Annotated in this window: 21 protein-coding genes; 14 read left to right on the top strand and 7 right to left on the bottom strand. The window is 39.5% G+C overall.

Annotated elements, in window-relative coordinates; genetic code table 11:
* Positions 1–33: 33 nt before the first annotated feature.
* The 7 genes from BUA02_RS12000 to BUA02_RS11975 all read left to right on the top strand — a co-directional run bounded on the left by BUA02_RS12000 (position 34) and on the right by BUA02_RS11975 (position 5,362).
* The gene (locus BUA02_RS12000; protein WP_072704458.1) at positions 34–906 is read left to right on the top strand and encodes an aminoglycoside 6-adenylyltransferase; all 873 of its coding nucleotides are present in this window, start codon (positions 34–36) and stop codon (positions 904–906) included.
* A 15-nt stretch (positions 907–921) separates the two neighbouring features.
* Positions 922–1,074 (top strand): hypothetical protein, encoded by a 153-nt coding sequence (locus BUA02_RS15720; RefSeq protein ID WP_178297670.1) that lies wholly within the window; start codon positions 922–924, stop codon positions 1,072–1,074.
* 10 nt (positions 1,075–1,084) lie between these two features.
* Entirely contained in the window at positions 1,085–1,744 is a 660-nt protein-coding gene (locus BUA02_RS11995) for an HD domain-containing protein (RefSeq protein ID WP_072704455.1), read from the top strand.
* A gap of 39 nt (positions 1,745–1,783) precedes the next feature.
* Entirely contained in the window at positions 1,784–2,266 is a 483-nt protein-coding gene (locus tag BUA02_RS11990) for an NUDIX hydrolase (protein WP_072704453.1), read from the top strand.
* 413 nt (positions 2,267–2,679) lie between these two features.
* Positions 2,680–3,324, top strand: a complete 645-nt coding sequence (locus BUA02_RS11985; protein ID WP_072704450.1) for an AAA family ATPase — start codon at positions 2,680–2,682, stop codon at positions 3,322–3,324.
* A 186-nt stretch (positions 3,325–3,510) separates the two neighbouring features.
* Positions 3,511–4,458, top strand: a complete 948-nt coding sequence (locus BUA02_RS11980) for an amidohydrolase family protein (protein ID WP_072704446.1) — start codon at positions 3,511–3,513, stop codon at positions 4,456–4,458.
* Between the two features lie 64 nt (positions 4,459–4,522).
* Positions 4,523–5,362 (top strand): AraC family transcriptional regulator, encoded by an 840-nt coding sequence (locus BUA02_RS11975; protein WP_072704443.1) that lies wholly within the window; start codon positions 4,523–4,525, stop codon positions 5,360–5,362.
* Here the strand turns inward: BUA02_RS11975 and BUA02_RS11970 are convergent.
* On the bottom strand, positions 5,359–6,318 hold the full coding sequence (locus tag BUA02_RS11970; protein ID WP_072704440.1) for an AEC family transporter: 960 nt from the start codon (positions 6,316–6,318) through the stop codon (positions 5,359–5,361). The genes BUA02_RS11975 and BUA02_RS11970 overlap by 4 nt on opposite strands.
* A 131-nt stretch (positions 6,319–6,449) precedes the next feature.
* On the opposite strand from BUA02_RS11970, the gene BUA02_RS11965 reads away from it, so the two are divergent.
* Both BUA02_RS11965 and ybaK read left to right on the top strand, forming a co-directional pair.
* Complete coding sequence (locus BUA02_RS11965; RefSeq protein ID WP_072704437.1) at positions 6,450–7,328, top strand: SPL family radical SAM protein; 879 nt, start codon at positions 6,450–6,452, stop codon at positions 7,326–7,328.
* Positions 7,329–7,355: 27 nt separating this feature from the next.
* Positions 7,356–7,835, top strand: a complete 480-nt coding sequence (ybaK, locus tag BUA02_RS11960; RefSeq protein ID WP_072704434.1) for a Cys-tRNA(Pro) deacylase — start codon at positions 7,356–7,358, stop codon at positions 7,833–7,835.
* A 34-nt stretch (positions 7,836–7,869) separates the two neighbouring features.
* Here ybaK and BUA02_RS11955 read toward each other — a convergent pair whose 3' ends face one another.
* Together BUA02_RS11955 and BUA02_RS11950 are read right to left on the bottom strand one after the other, a co-directional pair.
* A complete protein-coding gene (locus BUA02_RS11955) occupies positions 7,870–8,430 on the bottom strand; it encodes a chromate transporter (RefSeq protein ID WP_072704432.1) in 561 nt (186 codons plus the stop codon).
* Positions 8,430–8,975 carry a chromate transporter gene (locus tag BUA02_RS11950; protein ID WP_072704430.1) on the bottom strand — a complete coding sequence of 182 codons (546 nt, stop codon included), beginning with the start codon at positions 8,973–8,975 and terminating at the stop codon, positions 8,430–8,432. The genes BUA02_RS11955 and BUA02_RS11950 overlap by 1 nt, the downstream gene beginning before the upstream one ends.
* A gap of 97 nt (positions 8,976–9,072) precedes the next feature.
* Here BUA02_RS11950 and BUA02_RS11945 point away from each other — a divergent pair, with 97 nt between their 5' ends.
* The 5 genes from BUA02_RS11945 to BUA02_RS11925 all read left to right on the top strand — a co-directional run bounded on the left by BUA02_RS11945 (position 9,073) and on the right by BUA02_RS11925 (position 12,603).
* Positions 9,073–9,390, top strand: a complete 318-nt coding sequence (locus tag BUA02_RS11945) for a hypothetical protein (protein ID WP_072704428.1) — start codon at positions 9,073–9,075, stop codon at positions 9,388–9,390.
* 69 nt (positions 9,391–9,459) lie between these two features.
* On the top strand, positions 9,460–10,455 hold the full coding sequence (locus BUA02_RS11940; protein ID WP_072704426.1) for a metal ABC transporter substrate-binding protein: 996 nt from the start codon (positions 9,460–9,462) through the stop codon (positions 10,453–10,455).
* Between the two features lie 17 nt (positions 10,456–10,472).
* On the top strand, positions 10,473–11,183 hold the full coding sequence (locus BUA02_RS11935; RefSeq protein ID WP_072704423.1) for a metal ABC transporter ATP-binding protein: 711 nt from the start codon (positions 10,473–10,475) through the stop codon (positions 11,181–11,183).
* Positions 11,180–12,022 (top strand): metal ABC transporter permease, encoded by an 843-nt coding sequence (locus BUA02_RS11930; protein ID WP_072704420.1) that lies wholly within the window; start codon positions 11,180–11,182, stop codon positions 12,020–12,022. The genes BUA02_RS11935 and BUA02_RS11930 overlap by 4 nt, the downstream gene beginning before the upstream one ends.
* A complete protein-coding gene (locus BUA02_RS11925; RefSeq protein WP_072704417.1) occupies positions 12,019–12,603 on the top strand; it encodes a hypothetical protein in 585 nt (194 codons plus the stop codon). Before BUA02_RS11930 ends, BUA02_RS11925 begins: the two co-directional genes overlap by 4 nt.
* Before the next feature lies 1 nt (position 12,604).
* On the opposite strand, the gene BUA02_RS11920 is transcribed toward BUA02_RS11925, so the two are convergent.
* The 4 genes from BUA02_RS11920 to BUA02_RS11905 form a co-directional block, all read right to left on the bottom strand.
* On the bottom strand, positions 12,605–14,296 hold the full coding sequence (locus BUA02_RS11920) for a GGDEF domain-containing protein (protein ID WP_072704414.1): 1,692 nt from the start codon (positions 14,294–14,296) through the stop codon (positions 12,605–12,607).
* Positions 14,289–16,061, bottom strand: a complete 1,773-nt coding sequence (locus tag BUA02_RS11915) for a diguanylate cyclase (RefSeq protein WP_072704412.1) — start codon at positions 16,059–16,061, stop codon at positions 14,289–14,291. Before BUA02_RS11915 ends, BUA02_RS11920 begins: the two co-directional genes overlap by 8 nt.
* 66 nt (positions 16,062–16,127) lie before the next feature.
* The gene (locus tag BUA02_RS11910; RefSeq protein WP_083572755.1) at positions 16,128–17,018 is read right to left on the bottom strand and encodes a TPM domain-containing protein; all 891 of its coding nucleotides are present in this window, start codon (positions 17,016–17,018) and stop codon (positions 16,128–16,130) included.
* A 21-nt stretch (positions 17,019–17,039) separates the two neighbouring features.
* Complete coding sequence (locus BUA02_RS11905; RefSeq protein ID WP_072704409.1) at positions 17,040–18,086, bottom strand: TFIIB-type zinc ribbon-containing protein; 1,047 nt, start codon at positions 18,084–18,086, stop codon at positions 17,040–17,042.
* Positions 18,087–18,092 lie beyond the last annotated feature (6 nt).

Here is an 18,092-nt window from a genome sequence, read left to right as displayed (position 1 = left end):
ACTTATCAATCAATAATGCGGGGTATAATATAAATGCGTACAGAGAAAGAAATGATGGAACTGATCCTGCGTACAGCGAAGGAAGATGCCAGGATCCGTGCCGTTTATATGAACGGATCAAGAACCAATCCCAATGCTCCAAAGGATATTTTTCAGGATTATGACATTGTTTATGTCGTAGAAGAAACCGGATCCTTTATTCGGGACAAGGAGTGGATCAGGCGATTCGGGGATATACTGTTTATGCAGTACCCGGACGAACATCCGGATTATCCAAGTGACAAAGAAAACTCCTATGGCTGGCTGATGATATTTACGGACGGAAACAGGCTGGATCTTACAGTTAAATCGATTTCACATGCAAAGGAAAACGTTAAGGAAGACAGCTTATGCAAGATCCTGCTGGATAAAGACGGAATTCTTCCTGAGATTCCCGAGGCATCGGAAGAAACTTATTTAGTCCATCGGCCGTCAAAGGAACAGTATGCGGCCGTCTGCAACGAATTCTGGTGGTGCCTTAACAATATCGCAAAGGGCCTTTGGAGAAAAGAAGTGACATATGCACAGGATATGCTGAACTTCGTGGTTAGAAAGGAGCTTGAAAAGATGCTTTCCTGGAAAATAGGAGAGCTGACAGGTTATTCCGTCAGCATCGGAAAATCGGGGAAGTATATGTATAAATGGCTCTCCGCGGAAGAATGGAAGAAGTATTTGGACACATATTGCGACGCTGATATAAACAATATGTGGAAATCTGTGGAAACGATGAGTAGGCTGTTTTATGATACATCCAGGTGGGTGGCGGAACAAAACGGTTTTCTTTTTGACCGGCAGGAAGCGGATAATAGTTTCAAATATTTCAGTATTGTGAAAGAAATGGATGAAAACGCGGTAAGCATTTTCTGAAAACATGGGTGACGAATGAGCGAGACAGATGCTGATAAAACCAGTGTGGTATTGCAGGAAGGTGAAACATCGGCATATAAATGGGTTACGGCAGAAGAACTACGCTCAATGCCTCGCAATAAACAGGCAACACAGAGGATGCTTAATTTTATTGAAGAACTGATATGAGGGACGGTATATGTTAAAACATAAGCTAATAGAGCAAACTGAAGTTTTTTTGAAAAAGACTTTTGAGGATTCTTTATATCTGAACGCTGAGGAGCATTTAGCGGGCAAAAATTATCGGTTAGATCATACCTACAGGGTGGCCAATATAGGTCTTGAGATTGCGAGAAAAGAAGGATTTGATGAAACGGAGATGTTAATAGCCTGCTTGCTTCACGACATTTCGTATTGTGAGGATTTCGGAGAGAACGGCTGGATCGAACATGGAAGACGGGCAGCGCAACTGGCTCGCCCATTTCTCACGGGGCTGGGCCTGTCAGAAGATCGAATAAATGATATCTGCTATGGAATAGCTATTCATGTAGATGACAAAGCAGATTTTGAAGGAGAAAGAACGCCTTTTGCGCTTTCTGTGGGTGATGCTGACAATATCGATCGCTTTGATGTTTACCGCATTCACGAGATTCTCAGTCATGACGGCTTTCTTGGAATGGAATACGAACAAAAACGAGATTACGCCCAAAAGCGTCTTGAAAAGCTTCATGAGATCATAGATATGCCTTTGGGAACGAAAGCAGCAGAGGAACTTTGGAGATCCCGCCTGTCTTTCTACATACAGTTCTTCGAAAAACTTGTCAGCCAGATAGAAAACAGTAAAAGAATTATATTTTGAAAATCATTATATAGATAAAGGACAAGCGATAGGCACATTATGGATAGAGATATGACAGTTCCTTGCGAAGAGGGTTTGATCAATCTTCGCGTTGGAGCAATTATTATGAAGAACGGAAAAATATTGATGGTAGGTAACAATCGGACTGAGTATCTGTATTCCGTCGGTGGACGCATCAAGTTTGGAGAAACTTCCGAAGAAGCGGTAGTACGAGAAGTTTTTGAGGAAACCGGTGTTAAGCTGGAGGTTGCTCGGTTAGGCTTTATTCATGAGAATTATTTTTATGGTGATGCCGAATCAAATCTTGGTAAACTAGTTTATGAGGTTTCATATTTTTACTATATGAAGGTGCCAGATGATTTTGAGCCTGTTTGCATGAGCATGACTGAAGATGATCATGAGGAATTTTTGCGATGGATAGATGTGAATGATCCGATTAAGTATTATCCGGAGTTCTTCAGAGAAGAACTGTTACACACAGTAGACGGAATAAAGCATTTTGTAAAGGATGAGAGAAAATAATTGGTTTTCTTGAAACACTGAAGTATGAAATGCTTGACGGAATGGGACTGATAGAGGATATTACTTACGCCGACAGCATGGGCACTGAACCATGCTCATGAAAGATATCATAGTCTGATACAAGATGCCTTGATAGAATATGCAGAGGATAGAAATATATCTTATGATACGAATCTTGCAGGGGATTATGCCAAATATATGGTGAATCAGATTGCGAGCTTAAGAGAAACGTGATATCTATATTTAGATAGTGATTATCTACAATAGACATATTATTTAATGATAATGAAGGGAGAATACTACTATGGTGGCATTTTTGAGATTAAGAAATATCTGATAGCATGAGACTTTATTATTAGTTTCATGCTTATAAAGTACATAAAAAGCATACTAATAAATAAAGGAGAAGCATTATGATATTTCAAGATAATGTAATTAAAGAGTATTTAAAAAACGTATATTTTATCACCGGAACACCATGCGGAGGAAAAACTACCGTATCAAGAGCATTAGGAAAAAAATATGGTATTCAAGTTTATGACATTGATGAGATGTTCCCAAGTCATCAGTTGCTGTCAAATGCTGAGCATCAGCCTGCTATGAATATGGCTTTTACAGATGCTGACGAATTTTTTGGAAGGTCTGTTGAAGAGTATCGGAATTGGCTGGTCTCTAATACTCGCGAACAACTTGATTTTGTGGTGTTAGATTTGATCAGACTTTCTAAAAATACAAAGGTCATTTGCGATTGCCATTTGACAGTAGAACAGGCTGATTTATTGTCAGATCCATCAAGAGTAGTTTTTATGATCAAAGAACCTACCGATTTGGTTGACGATTACTGCAATAGACCGGATCATCAGGGGTTCAGTGATTATATACACAGTGCGACTGATTTTGAAAGTGCGAAAAGAACTTGTAATGAAACTCTATATTCGCTTAATGCAGAAAAATATGCGCAAATAAAGGCAGGAAACTATTTCTGGATTGAGCGAGACACCAAAAGAAGCGTAGAAGAAACAGTTTCTTTGGTTGAGAAGCATCTAGGATTAGTTTAGATTGGTGTTGATAACATTAGCTGATACAGTCCACGTGATATGGACAGCTGAAACCAAATGAAGTCAAATCGTAACAGAAAACCCTAACAAAAATGTTTAAGACACAGGTTTAGTTAGCAAGCTGGAGTAAAATATAACGGTAGTGAATAATTTAATTCACTACCGTTTTTTAGAATAGGAGACAGAATGGATTTTGTAGAGGCATTAAAACAAGGAAATCTCGAGGCTATCAGGGAATGCCCTAAAGCCGATCTTCACAATCACTTTGTACTAGGTGGAAGTAGAAGGTTCTTGTTAGAAAAGACTGGAAGAGATATACAGCCAATAACTAATCCACTTAATTCAATGGATGAGATGCATGCCTGGAATGCGGAGAATATAGGGGATTATTTTAATTCAACTGAAGGACGTAAGATGCTCATAAGAGCAACGTTTGAGCAGGCAAAAGAGGATGGAGTAAGCATCCTTGAAATTGGCGAAGATGTATGGGGACTTGGAGAGTTTTTCCATGGAGACATAGATGAGCTTGTGGAAGCGTTTGAAACTGCGCGTAAAGAAATTGCTCCAGATATTGAACTGAGACTTCAGATAGGAATTTCTAGGCACTGTGATATAGCATATTTAGAGGATTGCTTATCTCATTTCTGGGGATGTAAAGCTTTTTATTCAATTGATCTATATGGAGATGAATTGGCGCAGCCAATAGAAAACTTCAAATCAATTTATCGCAGAGCCAAGGCGGAAGGTTTAAGACTTAAAGCACATGTTGGTGAGTGGGGAACAGCAGAAGATGTTAGACGAGCTGTGGAGGAACTTGAGCTTGAAGAGGTGCAGCATGGAATTGCAGCTGTGAGTGATCCTTCAGTTATACGTTTTCTTGTAGATAATCATATCAGGCTGAATATCACGCCATCTAGTAATTACCTTTTGGGAAGAGTGGCTGATTTAAAGACACATCCTATTGTTGAGCTATATCATGAAGGCGTAGATGTGACTATCAATTCAGACGATGTGTTGATCTTTGATTCAGATGTATCCAAGGAATATTTAAGACTATATCAGAGTGGCTGTATGAAGGCAGAGGAACTAGATAATATCAGAAAGAATGGTTTGAAAACTATCCGACAGAATTAAGCAATAAAAGACAGGATTGTATTTAGATATAACCTTAGAATCAATAGTGAAAGGAGGGATACCGATGGATTGGGTAAGGACGATCAATGATGCAATAGAATATATGGAGCAGAACCTGACTAATGAAGTTACACTTGCGGATATAGCAAAGAGTGTTAATCTGTCTGCATTTCATTTCCAGAGAGCGTTCACTATACTGACAGGAATGACTCCAGCGGAGTATCTGAGAAAAAGAAGATTATCTCAGGCGGGATCTGAACTGGCAAAAGGAAGTGAGAAGGTTATTGATATTGCACTTAAATATGGTTACGATTCACCAGAAAGCTTTACTAAGGCTTTCACAAGGTTTCATGGTGTTTCACCTGCGCAGGCCAAAAAGGGAGAGCCTATTCAGTTCATGAGCAGGTATACCGTCCGGATAACAATTGAAGGAGGTAGTATCATGGAATACAAAATTGAAAAATGGGAGTCAATGGATCTGCTTGTGCACGCAAAGGATTTTAATGCTGAGACAAGTGAGAAGGAGATTCCAGCTTTTTGGAATGAGTACTTTGCAAACAAAGAATATAGCAAGGTGCCAAGTTATCTTGGAGTTTGCACTCAGAACAAGACTAATGGAAATGTTTTTAAATATGGAATTGGCTGTAAGGCATCAGATGTAAAGGGTGTGCCAGAAGGATTTGAAATAATCCACGTTCCTGAGTATGACTGGGCAATCTTTAAATGCGTTGGACCATCTCCAGATGCAATTCAGACAATGTGGGAGAGAATCTATAAAGAGTGGCTTCCTGTTGCAGAGTATGAGCTTATTCCTGACGTGGATCTGGAAAATTATCTTCCAGGTGATCCAACATCACAGGATTATGTCAGTGAGATCTGCATTCCCGTAAAAAAGAAGAATTAAATTATCCCAAATGTTTTTAACATAAAGAGCCAAAAGGCCAGAGAGAAGGAACACCCAAAGGTTGTCATCATGATGATGCTACTACTAAGTGTTCCTTCATGGCCCATGCTCTTAGCCATTATAAAACAGCTTACAGTTGTGGCAGAGCCAAGCATTACAAGAAGTGCTACAATCTGTTCACCTCTAAATCCGAAGCTTACAGCAACCGGAATAAAGATAGCAACTAGTAAGAACAACTTGATAAATGTAGCAGCAAGAGCTGGTTTTACATCCTTTGCTGCCTTTTTAAAATCAAAAGTTGCTCCCATAGACATAAGTCCTAGAGGAGTAGCGAGCTTTGCTAGATTATTTATAATTGATTCACCTATCTTAGGCATAGGAATTTGAATAAGTGACCACAAAAGACCTACAACAATACCTAGAATTATAGGATTTGTGAGAATTCCTTTAGCAGTTTTCTTAAATATTTTCTTTGAGTCTTTTTCATTTCCGTTATCTTCAGCAGTAAACATAAGAATTGTTATAGCAAAAATATTATAAAGAGGAACACTACCAAGTATCATGAGTGGAGCCATGCCGGAGCTAGCTTCGCCATAAATGTTGTGTATAAAGGCAATTCCAAGAAGGGCGGCGCTACTTCTATATGCTCCCTGCACGAATTCACCTCTTTTACCAGTATCCTTGATGAGTACGCGAGATAAAAGATATATTCCTGCAATGCTAATTATAGTAACAACAAAGCAGAAAAGGACAAATTTACCGTCCCAAGTTCCTGCAAAATCTTGAGTAGCAAGATCTTCAAATAACAAGACAGGAAGAGCTACTTTAAAAACAAATTTGTTCATCCAAGATGCTGCTTTGTCATCTATAAGTCCAATTTTATTAAATATATATCCCAAGATCATAAGGGAAAATATAGGCAGTGTGGCGTTTAAGCTAAAGACTAAGTTTTCCATATTGGTATCACCTTCATTTGTTCATCACATTTGTATATTACAATACCACTTAAAAAGAGCCTAGAACAGATGAAGAAATTATTGTTATAATTATGGGCAAGAAAGACGGATTATACTTATGAGGGTGCAGAATGCATTTTGTTGACGCAAAAGGTATTTTAACTGGAAACAATGGGCAAGTAGGCATGAACATCTACAGAGGATGTACTCATGGCTGTATTTATTGTGACAGCAGAAGTAAATGCTACCAGTTTACTCATGAGTTCGAAGATATTGAGGTTAAGCAGAATGCACCAGAGCTCCTTGAAAGGGCTCTTAAGTCCAAGAGAAAAAAGTGTATGATAGGAACTGGCGCTATGTCTGATCCGTATATGCACTGTGAGGAGCAGCTAGGGCTTACTAGAAGATGTCTTGAGATAATTTATCAATACGGCTTTGGCCTTGCGATTCAGACCAAGTCAGACAGAATTCTTCGTGATATAGATCTTTTGGATGATATCAATAAAGCCACTAAATGCGTAGTGCAGATGACTCTTACGACCTATGATGATGAGCTTTGTAAGATAATAGAACCCAATGTCTGCAATACCAAGAGGCGTATAGAAGTTCTTGCCAAGATGCAGGAGAGAGGCATTCCAACTATTGTGTGGCTGTGTCCAATCTTGCCATTCATAAATGACACAGAAGAGAGTATTAGGTCTATACTTGAAGAGTGCGCCAGAGTTGGAGTTAAGGGAATCATAGATTTTGGCATGGGATTAACCCTTAGGGAAGGTGACAGAGAGTATTACTATGAAGCTCTTGATAAGCATTTCCCAGGCCTTAAGCACAAATATATAAATGAGTATGGCAATTCCTATGAGCTTCCAAGTCCTAGAGCAAAAGAACTGATGGCACTATTTCATGGTTTCTGTAATGAACACGGCATGATGTCAAAGCCCGATGATTGCTTTAAGTATATGAGCGAATTTCCAGAAAAGTACCAGCAGATGAGTCTGTTTGATATATAATTTTTTAGAAGTAGAAAGGCAGTAACAATGGCAAAAGATGATAAGACAAATGTAATGAGAGTTCTTGACGGCAAGAAGATAAACTACAAGAGCCACATGTATGAACCAGATGCTACAATGTCTGGTGAAGAGATAGCGGCAGTTCTTGGAGAGGATGCAGACAAGGTCTTTAAGACCTTAGTGACACAAGGCAAGTCCAATCAGTATTATGTGTTTGTGATCCCTGTTAAGAGAGAGCTTGATCTTAAAAAAGCAGCAAAAGCTGTATCTGAGAAGTCAATTTCGATGATCCCACAAAAAGAACTTTTGCCGCTTACAGGATATGTGCATGGAGGATGTTCTCCAATTGGAATGAAGAAGTCATTCCCAACTACTATTCATGAAACTGCAAAGAATTTTGAAGAGATCTTTTTCTCTGCAGGTAAGGTTGGCTATCAGGTAGAAGTTGCAGTAAAAGACCTTGAGAAGGTAGTAAGAGTATCTTACGCAGATGTGTGCACAGATTAAAAAAGATGCCAGCGTAAAGCTGACATCCCTATGATCACAATAAGTATCCACAAGCTATACCCAGTACAGCTGATAAGCATATTATCAGGATTGGGTGTAGCTTTTTTAATGCAAGGATAAGGCATATGATGAAGATCACTGCTGATACATAAAAGCCTATATCAGAAAAGATAGCAAGACTAAATCCATCAGGGATAAAAACTGTCTTGGAAACAGAGATAACTGCAGTTCCAATAAGTCCCACTACAGCAGGCTTAAGGCCGCTCATACATCCCTTTACGATCTTACTTGATTTAAATTTTTCAAAGCACTTCGCTACTATCAAAATGATGATAAATGATGGAAGAGTAACGCCCAAGGTTGCGCAGATAGAACCAGGAATTCCAGCAACTTCCCTTCCAACGTAGGTTGAGATGTTTACTGCAAAAGGACCAGGAGTACTCTCACTTACAGCAATGAAATCAATAAGCGCCTTGGCATCAAGCCAGTTATTCTTAATGACTTCTTCCTGAATAAGAGGAAGCATGGCGTATCCACCTCCAAAGGTAAAAGCACCAATCTTAAAGAAGGTCCAAAACAGGATTAAAAGATCCATTATTTAGCCCTCCTTTCATCTGCAAGATAAGTAATAAGTCCAAAGAGAGCACAGGCTATGATCACGATCAAAACGCTTACATGGAGGAAAGCTGCCAAAATGAAGGCTGTTCCCATAATGATGTAAGCATAGAGATTTTTAGGGCACTGCTTGTACATGTTAAAAAGAGCTTTGATAATAAGAGCAAGGACGCCAGCACGTATTCCGTAAAATGCATACTGAACACCTTTGAAGCTCTCAAACTCTTTTAACACATAAGAGATGATAAGAATTATCAAAAAAGAAGGAAATACAACTCCAATTGTTGCTGCAATAGCGCCAGCAAAACCTGCAACTTTGTAGCCTACAAAGGTAGCGGCATTTATGGCAATAGGGCCAGGCGTTGATTCTGCGATAGCCACGATTTCTAGGATGTCTCCTTCTTTTATCCATTTTTTATTTTGTACGACTTCCCTTTGAATAAGAGGAATCATGGCGTAACCACCGCCAAATGTGAATCCGCCTATTTTCATGAAAGTCAAAAATAGCTCAAGTATCTTTTTCATAGGTTTACCTCGCGTATGTATTATATCACGAAGAAGGCTTGACACATCTGTTATAGTAAAATAAGAATCAGACAAAGATAGAAGAAGGGAGATAAACATGCATAGCGCAGATAAGAAGCAAAACTATATGCGCAGCGGTATTGCAGCTTTTGTTGGTGCAATGCTTTTAATTGGCATGCTCTTTTCTCACATTTATATTGCAAACGAGTATCATCATAACTGTACTGGTGAGGAGTGCCCTATCTGTCAGTGTATTGCTGAGTGCGAAGCATTTGTTAATCAGATCAGTACAGGCGTAATTCTTTTTACCGCTATCGCTGCAGTTATCTTTGCTGTTTCCAAAACTGTTCAGTCATTTAAAGGTGACTTTTTATCTAACACTTTAGTATCTTTCAAGGTACGTCTAAATAATTAAGTTCCTCATTATTCCAGATCTTTTTTCCAAAAATCAAACAGACAATTTAATATTTTTCGGAGGAATATTATGAGAAAGTATATTTCTATTTTTTGCGCTGCCATCATGATGGTAAGCCTTCTTTGTGCATGCGGAAATACAGCAACGGTAAACTCAGAGGCCGCTAACGATAAGCTTCAGATCGTAACAACTATCTTCCCAGAATACGACTGGGTTATGTCTATTCTTGGTGAGAATAGCGACGCAGCAGAAGTTACTATGCTTCTTGATAACGGCGTAGATCTTCACAGCTATCAGCCAACAGCTGAAGATATCATGAAGATCTCAACCTGTGACATATTTATTTACGTTGGCGGCGAGTCAGATGAGTGGGTTGATGATGCACTCAAGGAAGCTACTAATAAGGATATGGTCGTAATAGATCTTCTCGATGTTCTCTCAGACGAGATCAAGGAAGAAGAGGTTGTAGAGGGAATGGAGGCTGAAGATGAAGAAGGTGAAGACGGCGATTCTGAAGAGGAAGAGATTGAGTATGACGAACATGTTTGGCTCTCACTTAGCAATGCTGAAAAGATCTGCAACAAGATCACAGAGGCCTTGGTAAGCGTTGATCCAGCCAATAAGGACGTTTACGATAAGAACTTTGTTGAGTACAGCAAAAAGTTAAGTGATCTTAATGAGCAGTATAAAGAAGCTGTTGATGGAGCTTCTACAAAGACTCTTTTATTCGGGGACAGATTTCCATTCAGATATATGGTTGATGATTACGGCCTTAGCTATTATGCAGCCTTTGTTGGATGCTCAGCTGAGACAGAAGCCAGCTTTGAGACTATCACGTTCCTTGCCGGAAAGGTTGATGAGCTTTCACTTTCAAGCATCATGACAATTGAAGGTAAGGATCATAAGATTGCAGAGACTATCAGAGACAACACAAAGACTAAGGATCAGAACATCTTAACACTTGATTCTATGCAGGCTACAACATCTGAGGATGTGGCAAACGGAACAACTTACCTTTCAGTTATGGAGGGTAATCTTGAGGTATTAAAGGAAGCTCTTAAATAAAGGGCTAGGAGGGAAAAATGTCATTACTAACAATTAAGGATCTATCCCTTGGATATGAAAATATGACAGTTGTGGATGGACTGAATTTCACAGTAGAAGCAGGGGACTATCTCTGCATAGTAGGAGAAAACGGTTCCGGTAAAAGTACCCTTATGAAGACCATCTTGCAACTTCAAAAGCCGTTAAAAGGAGAGGTCCTTGTTGGTGATGGCCTTTTATCAAAAGAGATAGGATATCTTCCTCAGCAGACAGTCATCCAGAAGGATTTTCCTGCCTCGGTAAAAGAGATAGTGATATCCGGATGTCAGGGACAAATGGGCCTTAGACCTTTTTATAGCAAAAAAGAAAAAGAAATTGCCAGAAAAAATATGGACCGCATGGGAATTACAGAATTTAAAGACCGCTGCTATAGAGAGTTGTCTGGTGGACAGCAGCAAAGAGTCCTTCTTGCAAGAGCTCTTTGCGCTACCAGAAAGGTTCTTTTACTTGATGAGCCCGTGGCAGGACTTGATCCTAAGGTGACACTTGAAATGTATGAGGTGATAAAAAAACTTAATGACAGCGGTATCACTATAATCATGATCTCCCATGATATAGGGGCAGCAGTTAAGTATGCCACTAAGATCCTCCACATAGGAAAAGAGATATTTTTTGGAAGTAAGGAAGAGTACTTGGAAAGTGATGAAGGAAGATTCTTTTTAAGTCAGAAGGATGGTGAAAACAAATGATAGAAAAACTTATATTTTATTTTCAATATCCATTTGTTAGATACGCCGTAATAGTTGGCGTTCTCATCGCACTGTCTTCGTCTCTCCTAGGAGTTACGCTAGTGCTTAAAAGGTTTTCTTATATCGGAGATGGACTTTCACATGTTGCCTTTGGAGCAATGGCAATAGCGAGCGTTCTTAAGATGGCTGATCAGATGGCTTTGATACTGCCTATTACTATAATAAGCGCAGTACTTCTTTTGAGAACCGGCGAAAATGCTAGGATAAAGGGTGATGCTGCGATAGCCATGATTTCTGTAGGGGCACTAGCATTTGGTTATCTCCTTATGAACATCTTTTCAACATCTTCGAATCTAACAGGTGATGTGTGTAGTACGCTTTTTGGTTCCACATCGATCCTGACTCTTACATTGGAAGAGGTTGTTATCTGCGTGGTGCTTTCTATCATTGTGGTTGTTGTTTTTGTTTTTCTCTATAACAAGATATTTGCTGTTACCTTTGATGAGAATTTTGCATCAGCAACTGGAACTAATACCAAAAGATACAACCTTTTGATCGCGGTAATGATCGCAGTGATAATAGTGCTTGCAATGAATCTTGTGGGATCACTGCTTATCTCAGCCCTTGTGATCTTTCCCGCTTTGTCAGCTATGAGCATATTTAAGAGCTTTTTGAAAGTTACTGTATGCGCTGCAATTCTTTCTGTAGTGTGCGCTTTTACGGGAATCATAATATCGATCCTTGCCGGAACACCAGTTGGATCTACGATTGTGGCAGCAAATGTGGTAGCATTTGCAATCTGCTATCTTGCTGGAAAGCTTGTGGGAGGAAGAGCATGAAGAAAAAAGTGATCAAGAAATTTGCAATTTTGTTGGCGTTAGCGTCTATGACAATGTCAATTAACGCCTGCGGAAGCGAGGAAAAAGAGACTTCAAATGAGCCCAAAAAGGTTGTCTCAAGTCCGTCTTCAGTAAGCGATGTATTAGAAGAAAAGACAAGTGCGTCAGCATCTACTTCATCTATTCCATTACCAGAAGAGGTAGACAGTAGCGTGATGCTCAGCAGCATTGACGGAGTGGATGTAGACCTCACATCTCTTTCAAAGACTATGGTCTACAGTCAGGTCTACAACATGATGTTTTATCCGGAGAACTTTATTGGCAAGACCATTAGAATGGAAGGCATATATACAGAATACTTCGACCAGGCAACAGGTAAAAGATATCTGGCTTGCTTTATCATGGATGCAACCCAGTGCTGTTCTCAGGGAGTTGAGTTTGAGCTTACAAGCGATTATTCATATCCGGATGATTACCCAACAGAAGGTGATACTGTAGTTGTACAGGGAGTTTTTGATGTATATGAAGAGGAGGGCGCAGAATACTGCACCCTCAGGAATTCAGAGCTTATTAAAGGTTAATTTAGAGTCTTACATTGATGCCGAGTTTTTCGTGCATCTGTCTCTTTTGTTCATACATTCGCTGATCTGCAAGAAGGTATACTTCGTGAGAGTCATTAACTGGTATTTCATGAAGGAACGCAAATCCCGCAGCAGCGCTTCGGTGATATTCAGGATAAATGGCGTTCATGACATTTAGAGCGCTGTTCATCCTTTCTATCATTGAGATAATGTCTTTGGAAGAGGAGTCTTTAATGATGACTACAAATTCGTCTCCTCCAATTCTTCCTATGAAATCTTCTTCACCAAAGGTGCTTGTAAGAACCTTGGCAAAGTCTTTGATGTAGCGGTCTCCGGAAGGATGACCGAATTTATCGTTTACAGTTTTTAATCCATTTAGATCAATACTAATTATGCAATAGTCTGTTTCTACATTAGAAAGCTCTTTTAACATCTTGTCAGCCATGGCTCTGTTTGGAAGATCTGTAAGACCATCAGCATAAGCAAGATGGGACAGTGATGCAGACTCTCTCCGCTCGGCATAAGACTTGGTGATATAAAGGAAATAGTTAGCTAGCATGCTTGTGGCAAGTAACAGGCAACCGGCGCAGATGGTAGTATTTCTGAGCAAAGAGCCAGTTCTGATGTGAGCCTTATCAAGTATGTAGAAGAACAGGTGGGTCAAAAGAGCTATAGAAAAGGCAGTTAGCCCAATCATCTGTACTACAGTCGATGCTGGAGTATTCTTGTTCATAATATTCTTGCGGGCAAAATAAATAATAAAGCCAAAACCGATCAGGGCGTTTGCATGGTATATAGCAAGAGTTTCTCTCAGGTGTATGTTGATAGTAACTTGTAGGATCAGCTGTATTAAAACCTGTGCCGAACTAAGGGCTGCTACAGTAAGGAATATAGTCTTTTTCTCCACATTCTGAATACAGAAAAGTATAAGGTAGCAGTAAGGCACAATGAGATAAAGCGTAAAGTATTCAATCTGTGTCTCAAGTGGTGTGTAATAGAACAGGTTGAAAAGGTTATAGTAACTTAGGAGCCATGCTCCAAGATTCATGCATAAAAGAGACTCCACTATCTGAGCTGTTATAGATGGAATAACATAAGCAAAGATCAGTGAAACAAACAGGAAGATGACGCCAAATACAAACATGAATATTCCTGTTGATATTACAAACATGTTTGTATGGATAAGCTGACCTTCAATATCTGCCTGATTTCCAAGAACAGGAGCTTCGAGGTCGGTGACAGGATCGTTTTCAGTAACAGTCATATGGAATGTCAGAGTCTTGCCGGCATACTCTCTTGGTAGAGGAATGATATGGTAAAGCCTTCCAATAAAATCACCGTTTTCATAGTTTTCATTTCCAAATGAATAGATCAGTTCATTATCAAGATAACAATTTAGAGTAGTGTACTTGCTCTTATAAAGTATTGCTGGAAATTCAAGATATCCTATATTAGGCAAGATAGTAGATACAGTTATCACATCACCTCTATATAGCTTACCGGAATGAAGCTGGTATAACTGTTCAATGTTTTTTCCGGTAAAGTAGTCCTCATCAATTGTCACACACCAGCCGTTCTCAAGGTGAGCATATTCCTTTTTGGGATGAACGTTTAACAGTGAGAGGCAGGCCACAACTAACAAGACTATGAGCGCAGCTGAGAAAATAGCTGGCATACGATATTTTTTAAGCATTGTTTGTATCACCAGCCTTTCCAGAAAGATTTTTTAACAGATCATCATACAGTCTGGATAGGGACTGATCATGATGACTCTTTTTCATTTCATACATACGTGAATCTGCAAGGAGGTATACTTTCTGAGGTGTAGCAACCTTAAGAAGGTCTCGTTCCTTGCTGTTTGCATATCCCCAAGAAGCAGAGTACTTGATGTGCACTTCACGGGATGATTCATAAGCCATGAGATCAGACATACAGCTAAGATCTCTTTCTGTTCTCTCAGTGTCAATGTAAGGCAGTATGACAATAAACTCGTCACCGCCCATTCTGCCTACTAGGCAGGCATCGGTAAAACTGTTTTTAAGAATATTACCAAAGCCACTTATCAGCTTGTCGCCTTCAAGATGGCCATAGTTGTCGTTTGTATATTTAAGGTAATCAAGATCAAGGCTGATGACCGTGTAGTCGCCTTTTAGTTCAGCAAAGACAAGTTCGCACTTTGTTCTGTTTGAAAGCCCTGTAAGAGAATCTGAATAGGCAAGACCTTCCAGATGTTTTTTGGTGGAAAGCTCACTGATATATTCAATACAGTGGAAGAAGTAGTTAAGGAACAGGCAGATCATAAAGAGAAGAGCGCCTACAGTTGTGAAATTGATTGTAGCGCTGGACTCACCTGTTGAACCGTACTTCAACAAATTAAAAAGAATGATATCAGTAATGGCACAGGTTAAAAAACAGATGAGACCTACAATGAGCATGGTGGCTGACATTGAGGCTGCATTGTTATCAGAAGCCTTTTTGCGCTTTGTGATTATGGCGTGAACAAGTGAAATTACAAAGAACAATGCTTCACACACAACTAAAAGGTGGAAGAATGTTACAAAATGACAGATATGGAGCAGATTTGTAGCATGTAATACAAATGTAATCAAGACGAAAGCAAGATTTATTGAAAGAAGTGCTTTTCCTATTCCAAGTGCACGCACCTGCCTGGTGGATATTATGAATCCTATGATACATGGCGGAATAAGGAAAAGAGATACATATTCCAAAAATGTATAAACAGCAGGACTATTAGATACGTACCATAAGATGTCGTTGTAGCACAGAATGTAAAAGCCCATGAAAATAGAGATCAGAGCACTAAACATAATGCTATAGTCATGATTATCACTGAAGATAAGAAATGGTGATAAAACAAGAAGAACAAATCCAAACATACAAAGGAAATTACCTATAACGATAGGAAGCCTGTTTGGCTGAAGGAGTTTGTTTGAGATGTCTTTGTAGCTTCCAAGGTAAAATGGTGAGAAGCTAGAAAAGGCGTTGTCTTCTGTTGCAGTAAAAACAATTTTTATTGTTTTGCCATCTGAGTGTTTGGGTAATGGAATGAAATGATGGAACTTAGGAAGCATCAGGTTCTTGATCGTATAATCATAACCATAAGAATAGATAAGTTCGTCGTCAATATATACATCTACAGTTGATAAGATGCTTCTGAACTCAAGTGTGGTCTGAGGGATGTTTCCGATATATGGTATTGTGGTACTAACGGAAATTTCATCCCCTTTATTGGCCAGACCAATACTTGCAGTTGATAAACTTTCTATAGGATGTGACTTGCCGTCACGAGAAATAGTCCAGCCTGAATCCAGCTGAACTAAAGGATAATCATAAGGTGTATTAAACTTAGCAGTTCCTAAAACAATAACGGTTATAGTAATTATGATGATTGCCAGAATTGATAAAGAAGCTGCTTTTATCTTCGTCTTTATCTCCACGAGCATATCTCCTAGTATCTCACAATTAGTATATCGTCATTTTGTACTTTTTAAAACAGGTATCTATCAAAAATGTCCGTGACTTCCGCCATGAGAGTGTCCGGAGCTTGAATGATGTACGGAACTGCCGCCATGATAACCACCTCTAGAGCCACTATAGCCTGAGCTACTGCTCTGAGGCCTTGGAGTATGTGAAACATGGCTTCTGATGAACCTGTCCTCATGTATCCTCATATTGAGCCCTTGATGTGACTGGTATCCAGCTGCATTTGGTTTCATGTGCACTGTATCCAGCTGGGATTTCATAGCCAGCACAGGAATAAGTGCAAGAATAAGTCCAATGATAAGACTAAGGGGTATATAACCCAAAATTTCCTTTGCTGTCTTTGGATCGTTATTTACATCAATTGCGTTGCCGTTTGCATAAGCGGAGTAATATCTGTCTGTAGCGCTTATGAAATGGTCGAAAGCGTCATAGTATCTGCCGTCGGAAAGGTAAGGAAGCATTGTATCTATAAGTTCATCCTGACCGTAATCGGTAAATACGTCGATTGCTGTTCCTGAAGTGCTGAAAGCCCAAGATCTGTCTTCCATGCTGAGCATGAAAAGAAGTCCGCTTTCATTGTAATCAGAACCAAATCCATTGTAGTCAAAATAGTCATCAGCAAATCCTTGAGGATCACTTCCGTAAGAACCATAGTCTCGATAATCGTCTACAGTTACAATCACAATATTTGAATTGTATTTTTGGCTGGCTGCATCCAGCTTTGCAAGAATGTCCGCTTCTTCCTCATTTGTTAAAAGATCTGCGTTATCGAGAAGCCTGTCCTTTTGTCTACTGGTTGGAACAGTATTACTATCCCAGAGTGGACCAGAAATTGCGTAGGCTGTTGTGCTGGGCAATATTATCGCAACAAGTGCAATTATCAAAAGAAATACTTTTTTGAGTTTATTCATAATAGTAAATTCACCTGTACATTACAAAAATAAAAATTGAACAATAAAGGCAATGATAGAGAAAACAGCTGCGAAAGCCAGATAATATTTTGCTGCTCTGGCTGGACTCCATGGAAGATTTCCAATAAATTTGCCGCTCTGACCATTCATGGCAAAGAGATAGTTCTTGCCATTCCAGGTGGTATTCAGTATATAAACTGGATAAAGGGCATATTTACAGGATGAGTCTCTCGTGCCGCATTGTTCATTTACTGGTCTGACTGAGCTGTAGCCGGAAATAGTGTTTCTGAAATCACTGGCTGTAGAGTCAGCCATTCTGTCGAAGGCTCTCTTTTTGCAGTCATCAGAAGAAACATTGTATTTGTTTGCAAGGAAACCTGCCAAATATCCCATGTTAAAAGGAACTATTGCGCTGTGATCAAATGGCTCAAGAGATTCCATAAGGTCATCGGGCATTTCCTTGGATCCGTCAACAGGAACGAATTCAAATTTCTCAGTACCAGATCTGATTACTTCGTAGTACTTGGTTTCTCTATAGTTGTATCTGCTATCACTCCAAGACCTTGTCTTGGTACACTCATAGGTTCCATTGAAATCCTGAACACCATCATAGAGCCAGAAAGGAACATAGATACCCTTTAGCTCATCAATATGGTTCTTTTCAAAAAAGACCTTTGGAACAAGCTTTTTGGACTTAACATATTTTTCATAAGTCGCCATAGCATCGTCTCTTGTGGTCTTAAATGGAATAATGTAATCAGGTTTGAACTCGCCAGTAAACTTCTCTTTTACAACAACGTTATTACTGCAGAAAGGGCATTTAAGAGATCCTAAGGATTCTGTAGCAAGGATCTCACCGCCACAGGAACCGCAGGAATAAATGTACATCTCTTCGCTACCAGGAGTGCTAGACTCTGTAGCTTGTCCAGTACTGGATGAGTTGTGATTAGCAACATAGTCCTTTACATCGAATTCTGAATCGCAAAAAGGACATTTTAATTTTTGGGTTTTAGGATTAAATTCCATTGCCCCGCCACAGGCGGGGCATTCATATTCTTGTAAAGCCATATTTTC

This window comes from Butyrivibrio hungatei DSM 14810, from assembly GCF_900143205.1.
Taxonomy (GTDB): Bacteria; Bacillota; Clostridia; order Lachnospirales; family Lachnospiraceae; genus Butyrivibrio; species Butyrivibrio hungatei.
Note: the sequence above shows the minus strand (reverse complement) of the source record. Positions and strands in the feature narration are given on the sequence as shown.